The 12,627-nt window shown below is 39.0% G+C and carries 11 protein-coding genes; 4 read left to right on the top strand and 7 right to left on the bottom strand.

The window, feature by feature from the left end; translation table 11 throughout:
• Positions 1-19: 19 nt before the first annotated feature.
• The 3 genes from rsmG to OSH00_RS04705 all read right to left on the bottom strand — a co-directional run bounded on the left by rsmG (position 20) and on the right by OSH00_RS04705 (position 2,441).
• Positions 20-652: a 16S rRNA (guanine(527)-N(7))-methyltransferase RsmG gene (rsmG, locus tag OSH00_RS04715; protein ID WP_266129468.1), complete on the bottom strand. Its 633-nt coding sequence runs from the start codon at positions 650-652 to the stop codon at positions 20-22.
• An 86-nt stretch (positions 653-738) separates the two neighbouring features.
• Positions 739-1,428, bottom strand: coding sequence for an N-acetylmuramate alpha-1-phosphate uridylyltransferase MurU (gene murU / locus OSH00_RS04710; RefSeq protein ID WP_266129467.1), 690 nt, complete (start codon positions 1,426-1,428; stop codon positions 739-741).
• Complete coding sequence (locus OSH00_RS04705) at positions 1,428-2,441, bottom strand: aminoglycoside phosphotransferase family protein (protein WP_266129466.1); 1,014 nt, start codon at positions 2,439-2,441, stop codon at positions 1,428-1,430. Before OSH00_RS04705 ends, murU begins: the two co-directional genes overlap by 1 nt.
• Before the next feature lie 119 nt (positions 2,442-2,560).
• On the opposite strand from OSH00_RS04705, the gene OSH00_RS04700 reads away from it, so the two are divergent.
• Positions 2,561-5,026 carry an LPS-assembly protein LptD gene (locus tag OSH00_RS04700; protein WP_266129465.1) on the top strand — a complete coding sequence of 822 codons (2,466 nt, stop codon included), beginning with the start codon at positions 2,561-2,563 and terminating at the stop codon, positions 5,024-5,026.
• Positions 5,026-6,342, top strand: a complete 1,317-nt coding sequence (locus OSH00_RS04695) for a peptidylprolyl isomerase (protein ID WP_266129464.1) — start codon at positions 5,026-5,028, stop codon at positions 6,340-6,342. Before OSH00_RS04700 ends, OSH00_RS04695 begins: the two co-directional genes overlap by 1 nt.
• Positions 6,343-6,978: 636 nt before the next feature.
• On the opposite strand, the gene hfq is transcribed toward OSH00_RS04695, so the two are convergent.
• The 4 genes from hfq to tsaE all read right to left on the bottom strand — a co-directional run bounded on the left by hfq (position 6,979) and on the right by tsaE (position 11,091).
• Positions 6,979-7,491: an RNA chaperone Hfq gene (gene hfq / locus OSH00_RS04690; protein ID WP_005029289.1), complete on the bottom strand. Its 513-nt coding sequence runs from the start codon at positions 7,489-7,491 to the stop codon at positions 6,979-6,981.
• 92 nt (positions 7,492-7,583) lie between these two features.
• Positions 7,584-8,528 (bottom strand): tRNA (adenosine(37)-N6)-dimethylallyltransferase MiaA, encoded by a 945-nt coding sequence (gene miaA / locus OSH00_RS04685; RefSeq protein ID WP_196075440.1) that lies wholly within the window; start codon positions 8,526-8,528, stop codon positions 7,584-7,586.
• A gap of 6 nt (positions 8,529-8,534) precedes the next feature.
• Positions 8,535-10,571, bottom strand: coding sequence for a DNA mismatch repair endonuclease MutL (gene mutL / locus OSH00_RS04680; protein WP_266129463.1), 2,037 nt, complete (start codon positions 10,569-10,571; stop codon positions 8,535-8,537).
• Between the two features lie 55 nt (positions 10,572-10,626).
• A complete protein-coding gene (tsaE, locus tag OSH00_RS04675; RefSeq protein ID WP_266129462.1) occupies positions 10,627-11,091 on the bottom strand; it encodes a tRNA (adenosine(37)-N6)-threonylcarbamoyltransferase complex ATPase subunit type 1 TsaE in 465 nt (154 codons plus the stop codon).
• Positions 11,092-11,217: 126 nt separating this feature from the next.
• On the opposite strand from tsaE, the gene OSH00_RS04670 reads away from it, so the two are divergent.
• Positions 11,218-12,153: a pseudouridine synthase gene (locus tag OSH00_RS04670; RefSeq protein ID WP_266129461.1), complete on the top strand. Its 936-nt coding sequence runs from the start codon at positions 11,218-11,220 to the stop codon at positions 12,151-12,153.
• A 107-nt stretch (positions 12,154-12,260) separates the two neighbouring features.
• Positions 12,261-12,572 (top strand): type II toxin-antitoxin system RelB/DinJ family antitoxin, encoded by a 312-nt coding sequence (locus OSH00_RS04665; protein WP_266129460.1) that lies wholly within the window; start codon positions 12,261-12,263, stop codon positions 12,570-12,572.
• Positions 12,573-12,627 lie beyond the last annotated feature (55 nt).

Genomic DNA, 12,627 nt, shown 5'->3' with positions numbered 1-12,627 from the left:
CCCCAATCCTTTGTCTGTTTCAGATCTGTTTTAATAAAAGTAAATGACGTTGTTCATCCAATCGCGGCACATGCAATTCTACAATATCACATTGCCAATGATCTTTCAGAGCCTCCACTTCTTCTATAGGCACCAACCCTTTCATTGAAGCAATAATGCTTTTCTCATGCATATAAGGTTTTGAAGCAGCGACAAAATCAGTCAATGAAGCAAATGCACGACTGGTAATCACATCAAACTGCCCAAGGTCATTGATACTGTCTTCATTTTCTACGCGCGTCTGCACCGCAACAACATTTTTTAATTTTAAATCTGCAATAAACTGTTTCAGAAAACGAATTTTCTTACCATTTGAATCAAGCAACACGCACTGACGCTGTGGCTGACACAATGCAATAATCATCCCAGGCATACCACCACCTGTTCCGATATCTAACAAACGACCTTGAGGTAAATCATTTAAAATACTTAGACTATCCAACAAATGTTTAACCAGCATTTCTTTGGGATCACGAATTGCGGTTAAGTTATATGCTTTGTTCCACAGGACGAGTGCATCTTGATAACGCAACAACAATTCTAAAGCTTCATCACTCAGTTCTAAGCCAAGCTTTAAGCTACCTTGCTTTAACTCTTGAAAAAATGGATGCATGTTCGAATAACATCTCTAAAAAATTAGCTGAAAGTATACCGATTTCTCGCCCGTGGAACAGTAGTTAACGATGAGTTAATATGCAGTTAAGCATATACACCCTGTCTAATTTGCAAATCTAAGGCGGTTAAACGCTCAGGAGTCCCTACATCTACCCATGCCGCATGCATTTTTTCTGCAGAAATCTTGCCGTCCAACATGCCTTGTTTGAGCAATGGCGCCAATGGTCGTTTACCTTGTGGCAAACCATCAAACATTTTAGGATGGATCACAGCGACACCACTATAGGTAAGATTTTCACCAAGTTGTTCTTGATCAAAAGTATAGGCACGATCATTTAACAAAGTGAAATCACCCTCAGGATGCTGTTCAGGATTTGGAACCAAAACCAAGTGTGCTAAATCTTTATCAAGTTTCACATCAAGTAACGCAGCGAAATCGAAGGTGGTCCAAACATCACCATTAACTAAAATAAAGGGCTCTTCACCCAGTAACGGCAAAGCATTGATAATCCCTCCAGCAGTTTCCAGACCTTCATCTTCTCTGGTCCAGCGAATTGTTACGCCAAACTGAGCGCCATCCCCCAATGAACCAATCAAAATATCTGCCAACCAAGCAGAGTTGATTACGATTTCAGTTACACCAATTTTTTTTAATTTTTCAATATGCCAAACAATGAGTGCTTTCCCTCCCACTTCCAATAAAGGTTTTGGCTTATATAGCGTTAAAGGTCGCATTCTGTTGCCTAATCCAGCAGCTAAAATCATTGCTTTCATTATGCAGCCACCTCATATTTTCCATATTTCTCTTCAAATTTTGGCAAAACTTTGGCATATATAAAGCTCATAAATGGCTGTAATTCCGCATATGGCTTGGACTCTTCAAGTAAATACCACATCACGCGCGGCAAATCTTTGAGATAGCCTGATTTTCCATCACGTTCAAATAAACGTACAAAAATACCTAAAATTTTGATGTGACGCTGAATCGCCATCAAATCAGCATCGTGCTTAAACTGTTCAAAACTACGATCAAGTTTGGCTGACGCCGGCAACATGTCATAAAACAGCTTAAACCATGAATACACACGTTCAGGATTCCATTGCACGTAAGCATCACGAGTAATCGAAATCAAATCATAGGTATCTGCTCCAATCACTGCATCCTGAAAATCGATGACACCCTGTTCAACCTGACCTTCAAGAATCATCAAATTACGGCTATGGAAGTCCCGATGAACGATAACTTGTGGCTGTGCCAAAGCAGCATTTGCCAATATTGCAAAAGTTCGCTTGATTAAAGTTTGCTCCTCTTGATTCACTTGAATGTTTAAAGCAGGCAATAACCAATCCGTCAACAACTCCATTTCTGAAATTAACTTTTCATAAGCATATGCGGGTAGATGCGCTTTACCTTCAATTGATTGCAATTGCACCAACTGTTTAAAACTTTGCGCATAATGTGTGTCTACTGTTTGTTCATTTAATTGTGTAGACAGCAGAACATCGCCAAAATCTTCAAGCAACAACAGACCTTGTTGTAGATCTTTTGCGACAATATGCGGAACTCTGACTCCATTTGAGTCAAAGAATTCATCAATCGCAACAAAAGGACGACAATCTTCCTTCTCAGGAGGTGCATCCATCAGCATAAATGTTTTATTATTCAAAGTAATTCGTGCATAACGACGGAAACTCGCATCGCCTGCTAAAAAATTGATTTCAAATTGATCTGAACTGAGTACAGATGTTATCCATGTTTGTATCAAGTGTTCACGTTGTGTATTCATTTGCAATTTAATCTAATTCAGGCTGAATTTTTGAAGTGCTAAGTGTAGCTACTTATCAACTTTTTCTCTATGATGCGACAATAATTAATTGCGATTAGCATATTTGGTTAATGAGACAAATGAAGCATCAGTTTAAATTTAATCCTTTAGCGACTGCTATTTTGACACTTCTTTGTGGAAGTTCAGTATCCAGCTATGCTGAATCGACAACGCCTGCTTCAGAAGCAGCTGTCTCCAAAGTAAATAACAAACAATTAAATGCAGCGATTAAAGAGAGCTACCCTGGTCAAAACTTTTTTGAACAATACTATGTAGACAAAAATGCACCTGAAGCCCAAGTGCGTGACGAAAAGAATGCGAGTAATCGCTACTGTGAAGGGATTTGGGTTACACCTTTTAGCACACAGGCAAAAACTGTTAATCCTGAAGAAGCTTCATCTGTGATTACAGCTGATCAAGCCTATTACAATCCCAATGGCGACTCTGTGTTGTCTGGTGATGTCATGATTGATCAATCTGGACGAATGATTCGTGCAGATGAGGTAACCCTAGATAAAACACAGACTTTTGCGAAAGCAAAAGGCAATGTACAAATGGCACAAGGTGGTATCATTGCACAAAGTGATCAGATTGATTACAACTTAAAAAATGAAACCGGGCAATTAAACAATAGTTTTTATATTGCTGAAGTCACGCATGCGCATGGTCATGCAGCAAAGATTGAAAGAACCTCCCCTACAAATATCGTACTTGAAAATGCCAGTTATAGCACCTGTCCACCTGATCAGAAACCGACTTGGAAAATCCAAGCCAATAAAATTGAGCTTGATCAAGAAACTGGCCGGGGTGTAACGCGTGGGACCAAGTTGTATGTGAAGGATGTCCCTATACTTGCTGTTCCCTACTTCAATTTCCCGATTGATGATCGTCGTACCACAGGGATTCTCAGTCCAAGCTTCGGGTTTACCAATGATGGTGGCTTTGAACTTGCTGTTCCCGTTTATTTGAACTTAGCACCAAATTATGATGCAACTATTACTCCTCGACTGATTACTGACCGCGGTCTAATGGCTCAGGGCGAGTTTCGCTATTTAACTGAGAATTTTGGTGCAGGCAGCATTTGGGGAAGTTACTTACCTTCAGATCGTGGCTACGATGATGAAGACCGTAAAGATTTGCATTTTTTGCATAAGTGGAATATCGATAAACAGTGGTCTACCAATTTAGAATATAACTATGTGTCCGATAAAGATTTTTTTTCAGACTTAGACAGTAATCCGAACTCACGCACTGAACTGAATCAACGACGTGCATGGGAACTCAACTATAACCACGGTATTCCTGGTTTAAAAGCTCAATTAAAGGTTGAGGATTTCCAAACATTGGATAAAACCGTAAAGGATGTTGACAAGCCTTATGCTCGTTTACCGCAGTTCCTGCTGAATTATGTGGGTGGCGACTATCAGGGTTGGGAATACGAATTTAACAACGATACCGCATATTTCAAAAAAGACATTAAAGATGCTGATTACAGCAACCAACCTAGTGGTACACGTTTATACAATCAGTTTGCGACACGTTATAACTTTCGTAATCCATGGTCGTTTGTTATTCCAGAAGTTTCTGTTCGCAGTTTAAATACTTTCTATGACCAAACAACAGTTGATCAATTAAACCTCAACAATCAAAGTCAAGATTCGAAAAACAGATCAGTGGTTGTGCCTCAGTTTACTTTGGATACCGGCCTAACCTTTGAAAAGGATGGAAAATTCCTTCAAACCATTACACCCCGCGCATTCTATGCTTATGCGCCGTATAAAAACCAAACTGGTTATCCAAACTTTGATTCGACCACGGCATCAATCAGCTATGATCAGTTGTTCAGCCCTTATCGTTTTTATGGTCATGACCGACTTGAAGACAACAACTTCTTATCACTCGGGCTAAGCTATAGTCTATTTGATACGGTGGGTCTAGAGCGTTTAAGAGCGAGTATTGGTCAAAGTTATTATTTTGATGACCGTAAAGTTACTTTACTCAACAATACAGATGAGTTGGATAAAGAAAAACATACTGGTCCTGTAATCAGTATTTCCAGTCAGCTATCGCAAAACTTTACTGTAAGCACCAATTCAGCCTGGATGTCGAATGGTGACAGTGCGCAACACGATATCCAAATGTATTACACGGGTGAAAAAGGCAATTTGTACAACGTTGGATATTTTTATAGAAACAACCTACCGGATCGTCAACGAGAATACGATCAAGCAGTTGCATCATTTATACAACCCGTAAAAGATAACTGGCGTATTATGGGACATGTTCAATATGACCTTGACAACCATGTTGCACGCGAATATCTATTAGGTGTGAATTATGAATCTTGTTGTTGGGGAATTTCTGTCTATGGTCGTTCTTACTTCAATGATCTAGATGATGTTTCGCTCCCGGATACCAAGCCAAAACGCGCAGTTATGGCTGAAATCACACTCAAAGGACTAGGTGGTTTGAACAACAAGTTAAGTTCATTACTTGAAAATCGTATTTTAGGTTTTGATAAAGCTAATCAATCTTGGACTCATTAATGAAGACGCAAAAATTTAAAGAACTATTTAAAGCATCAACCTTAGCTTTACTCATCTCTACATCGTTATCTGTTTATGCAGCGCCTAAAGATCAAATCATTGCCATTGTTGGTTCTACAGCAATTTTAAAAAGTGATTTAGACCAAGGTGTTGCTGAAGCTGCACATAAGTTCCAAGCACAAAAAAAAGAACTTCCTCCACAAACGATCTTGCAACAGCAAGTACTTAATCAGCTTATCATCCATGATGCCCAACTTGAGCAAGTTAAAAAATATGGTTTAAAAGCAGATGAAAAAAGCTTAAATGAAGCTGTTCTTAAAGTCGCTCAACAATCGGGTTCGAATTCATTAGAAGCTTTCCAACAGAAACTGGATAGTGTTGCGCCTGGAACATACGAATTATTACGTAATCGAGTTGCAGAAGATTTGTTAATTCAGCGCCTCAGTCAACAGCAAGTGATGTCTCGGATTAAAATTACTGATCTGGATGTTGAAAACTTTTTAAAATCGCCTGAAGGTCAAGCTGCTGTTGGTAGCCAAGCACATGTCCTACATATGCGTATATCTGGTAATGCCCCAGCAGCTGAACTAGAGGCAGTTGCCAAATCTGTTCGTACTGATTTAAAAGGTACGGATGATGTAAAAAGTTTAGAGAAAAAATTCAGCACAGCACAAATCAAAGTAGACGGTGCAGACATGGGCTTCCGTCCACTGTCAGAAATTCCAACGGAACTTGCTGCTCGAGTAAGCTCTCTTGAACCAGGACAAACAACTGAATTAGTCCAAGCCAAAGATGGTATTCATGTTCTAAAACTACTTGAAAAGAAATCAAATGAGCAGAAAGCACTTGTTCCTCAATTTGAAACTCGTCATATTCTCATTAAAACCTCAGAAGTCGTTAGCCCTGAAAATGCTAAGCAAATGATTGAGAGTATCTATAATCGTCTCAAAGCAGGTGAGGATTTTGCAACACTTGCATCAACATATTCGAACGACCCTGGTTCAGCACGTGATGGTGGTAGCCTAGGCTGGGTAAGTCCGGGTATGATGGTTCCTGAATTTGATAAAATGATGCAAAGTGCAACAGTCAATGAAATCAGTAAACCATTTGAAACCCAGTTTGGTTGGCATATTTTGCAAGTTACTGGTAAACGTCAGCAGGACATGACTTCAGAATATCAAAAACGCATGGCTCGCCAGATTTTAGGTGAACGCCAATTTGAATCAGAATATGACAGCTGGTTACGGGAATTACGCGCTAATACTTATATTGAAATTAAAGATCCTAGTTTAGATCCAAAGAAAAATGAGAATTAACCGTGAAATAGGAACCAGTGCTGAGCACTGGTTTTTTTATTGGATAAAAAATAATATCGAGAGATTCGACTCTATGGACTAGAACACATTTGCTTACCCAATCATAAAACCTCTTTCTTTGAGCTACCACCAATCATCGTTATTGTTTAAAATCATCATCCTCATTTTGAGATTCTGATCATATCAATACAAATACATATATGCATGCCTTCAATCTGGACTGTTTTTTGCCGATGCTTTCACTCTTTTTGGCTACTTCAATATCCTCAAAAATTCTCTATATTGTTTTGCCATTTCTATACTCATTCAAAAAGTCTTATATTTTAAGACCACAGAAAGCTGCTCTGACTTTTTAATTTTTACATTACATATAAGCTGATTATTGTAAGTCCCTAAAAGTATTGTTCCTGATTTTATTTGGCTAAATCAAAGTATAAGATTAATTTGTATTTTTAGTATCAATAAAGGTTATTAAAGTTTTCTCTTTAATCAACAATATTGACCTAAAATCTACGTAAAATTAAAAAGAATAAACAAAGAAAAACCGCAATATGATTAATCATATTGCGGTTTTCTTATGAATCAAGAGACTTTTAAAACAGTCTCCTTCATTCAATTAATTTCTACATTTAGAAATTAACGATTATTTTCATCTTCTTGTGAATCTTCAAATTTACCTTCGCCACCGAAGTCAGAACCTTGACCACCGAAGCCACCTTGACCACCGAAGCCACCTTGACCGCCAAAGCCACCTTGTTGACCACCGAAGCCGCCTTGACCACCGAAGCCGCCCTGACCACCAAAGCCACCTTGACCACCAAAGCCACCTTGACCACCGAAACCACCTTGGCTGCCGAAGCCACCAGCTTGACCGCCAAAACCACCCGCTTGACCACCGAAACCACCAGCAGCGCCTTGAGCACCAGCAGGAGCACCAGCAGGACGTGGGTTACGTGCAGGTACAACAGTAGAAATCGCATGCTTATAAACCATTTGGCTTACAGTATTTTTCAACAACACAACATACTGGTCAAAAGATTCAATGTGACCCTGTAATTTGATACCGTTTACAAGAAAGATAGAAACCGGAATACGTTCTTTACGGAGAGAATTTAAGAACGGATCTTGTAAAGTTTGACCTTTAGACATTTTATACTCCAAAAAAAAATTTTAAATCAGCGCAAAAACTGCCTTTATTTTTCAATTAAAATTTATAAAAAAGGCAGTTGTTAAATTTTGCTTTATCCGTATAAGTTTCGCAAGTCTTCTTGAGCTTGCTTTATCGTGAAATAAGTTTGAAAAGAGTGTAATTCTTGCAAAGAACGTAACCAAGTGTATTGACGTTTGGCTAATTGTCGTGTCGCAAAAAGCGCTTTATCCTTCATTTCCTGCATTTTTTCTTGACTCAAATCACTGTTTTTTAAAAAATCTATCGCTTGACGGTAACCAACCGAGCGTGCTGAGGGTAAATTTTCATCGAGATCGTATTTTTTCATAAGGTACTCGACTTCATTCAAAAAACCGATTTCCCACATTTTTTCCAATCGCAACTCGATACGTTTATGTAATTCTACTCTGTCAGGAACCAAAGCATAATTATAAAAATTGTAACGATAAGGTTGCTTTTTAGGCTGTTCTGCCTGTAATTGTGTAATTGGGCGACCAGTAATCTTGTAAACTTCTAAAGCACGAATAATTCGTTGTTTATCGCTGACTTTAAATTTTTCAGCCGCCAATGTATCTACGGATTTTAATTCATCATAAACGGCTTGCCAGCCTTCAGTTTCGCCTTTGAATTCAATCGCAGCCCGAATCTCATAATCAGCACTAGGTAAATTACTGGAAAGCCCTTCAAGTAATGCCTTGAAATAGAGCATTGTTCCGCCCACCAAGATTGGTGTTTTCCCTTTTGCATGAATATCATCAATCAAACGGCTTGCATCTTCAACAAACTCAGCCGCAGAATAAACTTCCAAAGGTGTAATAATATCAATTAAATGATGCGGATAACGCTCCTGCTCCGCTTGAGTTGGCTTTGCTGTACCAATATCCATCTCTTGATACACCAGTGCTGAATCCACAGAAATTAACTCATAATCTCCCTGTTCGTATAATTCACATGCCAAAGCGGTTTTTCCACTTGCAGTTGGCCCCATTAAATTGATCACGGGCAATTGATTCGACATGTAAAACTACTCTCCTCGAGCAAATAATTTATCAAGTTGTGAAAGTGGAAATGCTCGCCACGTTGGTCGACCATGATTACATTGACTGGCAAATTCTGTTTGTTCCATCTGGCGCAATAAAGCATTCATTTCTGAGAGGCTTAGCATGCGGTGTGCCCTTACTGCACCATGACAAGCCATACCTGCCAAAATTTGATCCCGTTTTTGCTGAAGTGCCTGTGCTTCATCATTTGGATCCAGATCATTAAGCAACTCAGGAACCAGAGCTTCAAAGTCAGCTTTATGCAAAATAGCGGGTACACCACGAACAATAACCTGATCATCCCCGTATTGGTCTATTTCCAGACCCAGGCGCTCCAGTTGCGGCTTCAAATCATCGACACGTGTGGCTTGCATGCGTGTAATTGAGATCACTTTAGGAATAAGCAATTGCTGAGAAGTCCAAAACTCAGGCTTGTCCCATGCAGATTTCATCTGTTGTAAAAGAATACGTTCATGCGCTGCATGCATATCAACGATAATCAACCCTTCTGTATTTTGAGCAAGAATATAAATACCATGTAGTTGTGCAATCGCAATGCCTAAAGGATATTCATCAATCTGCGATTGGTTAGACTTATTGATAATTTGCTGTACAGACTGGTTATATGAGGCTTGATCTGCGAGTTGTTGATCCTGTTCGGCAATGTCACCATTTTCACGAAGCGGTGCTAGATAGCGCTTCAAGGCATTGTTTAACTGCTGTGATCCATAATACTGCTGTTGAGGTTGATTTGCAGCATAATGCACTGTTTGTGGCTGTGCATGGCTAAAATCCGTCAAACCATCGTTCTGCATAAGCCCAGAATCTGGGTCACTTAGGCTATTGTCATATCCCTGCAGCTGATTAACTGTATCTGAAGCTGCACGATCACGATGAAGTTGAAACTGTTCTTGATAACGCGGTTGAGGTTGTTGCCAATGATTTTGTTGAGATTCCTCGTGTTTCATTGCTGTAGATAATTCTGCTGTCGCAGTTTGGAATTTTGACAAAGTTTCTTTAGCAAAATGGCGTACGAATTCATGCACTTCGCGCTGGTTTAAAAAACGAATTTCATGTTTAGTGGGGTGAACATTGACATCGATATTTTCCGGGTCAACTTCTAAAAAAAGCAAATATGCAGCATGTTGATGTCCATGGAGAATCCCATCGTATGCCATGCGTAACGCATGTGAAATGGTTTTATCTTTGACAATACGCCCATTTACATACACATATTGCAAATCAGCTTGGGCACGTGCATCTGATGGATGTCCCAGCCAACCGGATAATCGCATATTAATGCTGTCAGCATCAATCCAATAAGCATTTTCAGTAAATTGACGCCCCAATAATTGCTGTACACGTTGAAATCTCAACTCGCCACTGTCAGCAATAGGTAAATTCAAACGAATATTATCGTTGTGTTCCAACACAAAACGTATGTCAAAATGGGTCAACGCCATTCGACGGACAATTTCTTCAATATGCCCAAACTCAGTACCTGGCTTTTTTAAGAATTTACGGCGAGCCGGTACATTGAAAAATAAATCCTGAATACGAATATGGGTGCCTTGTTGTGCTGCAACAGCTTGTATATCCTGATGATCAAATGCGGTACCATTGACTTCCAGCTGATAACCTACCCCAGAATCATCTTGGCTGCTGGTTAAGGTTAAACGAGAAACAGCAGCAATCGACGCCAGCGCTTCGCCGCGAAATCCCAGACTCACAATTGCATGTAAATCTTCAGCAGATTGAATTTTACTGGTGGCATGTCGTGTTACGGAAAGCGCTAAATCCTCAGGATGAATTCCTCGACCATTGTCAATAATTTCAATGAGCGTACTGCCACCATTCGCAACACGAACAATCAATTCAGTTGCACACGCATCAATTGAGTTCTCGACTAATTCTTTCACCACAGAAGATGGGCGTTCGATTACCTCACCTGCTGCAATTTGGTTTGCCAATGCTGGGTTCAGAGTTTGGATACGTCTTAAAGTAATATCTTCACGCTGCATTCACTTCACCTGATCATTATTAAAAATAAAGTTTTTGTAGTTGGGATTTATCCGGTTAAAAGCGCTTTAACGCTTGAACCAACTCAGAAGATGTACTTTCTATACTTACTTCACGTACAGTTTCATCAGCTGTTTTTAAAATAGTGATCACATGATCAGCTTTTGGAATTTCATCTCCGCCTTTCGATGGCCACTCAAATAAGAATAATGCATCTGTTTGGTCTAGATAATCACGTATTCCCATCAACTCTAATTCATAAGGATCATTTAAACGATACAAGTCAAAATGAAATACATCCTTACCTTGAATGTGATAAGGCTCCACCAAAGTATAGGTTGGACTTTTAACTGCACCTTGATGCCCTAAGCTCTGCAACCAGTAACGCGTTAATGTTGTTTTGCCTGCACCAAGATCACCGATAAGATAAATTACGCCTTTTGCAATATGCTGCGCCAGTTTTTGCGCCAACTTTTGAGTATCTTGCTCATGACTTAGACTTAATTTAGAGGAATACTGCATAACGCTCACAACATGATTCAAACCAGACAATATGATAGCATTGCACGACTTTAAAACCTATGTTGCATTGTTGAGAAAAGATGCTTTGACATATTTGGTCTAAGTTCAATATCAACAGCAATCTTAATGACATTCATTATCACCATGAAACAGCACGATTCTTATTCAACATTTCAACCACCGATGAGAGATGGTGTAACAGCTTCTAAAATATATCTGCCCAAATTAGAAAAATTACCCCAAAGCCTATTTGTTTTTTTATGTGAGCACTTTTCACATATTAGCGCCAATGAATGGAAACAGCGTTTTGATGATCAGTTAATTTTGGATATGCGTGGTCGGAAACTATGCATAGAGCATCCTTATACCGAGAATACCCATATTTATTATTATCGTTTTCTCAACCACGAAATTCAGGTGCCGTTTCAAGAAAAGATTCTTTATGAAAATGATCATCTGCTGGTGGTTGATAAACCCCATTTTCTGACCATCAGCCCATCCGGGCAATATATTCAAGAAACACTTTTGGTTCGTCTAAAGAAAACGACCAACAATCCAGACTTGACTCCTATACATCGCTTAGACCGTGAAACAGCCGGAGTCGTACTATTCTCCAAACGTCCGCAAACTCGCGGTATTTACCAACAAATGTTTGCTGATCGTCATGTAAAAAAGGTCTACCATGCCATTGCACCTTATGATCCCGAGCTCAGTTTCCCATGTCAGGTTGCATTAAGAATGGAGAAAGGTGAACCTTTCTACACCATGAAAGTGACTGAAGGCAAAATCAATTCACAGACGGAAATTCATCTTCTTGAACATGATCAGATGTGGGCAAAATATTTATTACAACCAGTCACAGGAAAACAGCACCAATTACGTGTGCATCTCAACTGGCTTAAATTACCCATTAAAAATGATCCCTTCTATCCAACTGTAGTGCATAAAGATCCGCATGACTTCTCACAACCTCTACAACTTTTAGCTCAAAAAATTGAGTTTGTAGATCCCATTACACTGCAGGCGTTATGTTTTTGTTCTGCCTATGAATTGACACTGTAATGTTGACGTAATGACAAATATGGGACTTTTTGATGATTAAAGATTGAATTTCCGAAAGCTTTGATTAAAATAGGCATTCAAACTTAAATTTTGTTTGGTTAACATTCATGAGAAAAACCGAAGTTTATCAAGTACGCCTTGATTCACAAGAAAAAAAACTTGCTTTTGCCGTTTTTAAACAATTAGGCATTACTCCTGCTCAAGCAGTTCGACTTTTTTTTAAGCAGGTCGTAATTACCAAATCTATTCCATTTGCAATTGAAAACCAAAATATCAATATGGACCAGATATTAAAATTAAGAAAACTCAAGCAAGAACAACAGAATGGACACACCAGCACGACTATTGAATTAAGTGACGATGACGAAGATTTGTTTGCAGAGTTAAATGCAATCTTGGGTGAAAGTGACAAAAATTAACAGTGTCGCATTTTTAAACAATTAATTAACTTTACTTTTCTATTTTTTAGTTATG

The organism is Acinetobacter nematophilus (assembly GCF_026344175.1).
In the GTDB taxonomy this organism is placed as follows: Bacteria; Pseudomonadota; Gammaproteobacteria; order Pseudomonadales; family Moraxellaceae; genus Acinetobacter; species Acinetobacter nematophilus.
Note: the sequence above shows the minus strand (reverse complement) of the source record. Positions and strands in the feature narration are given on the sequence as shown.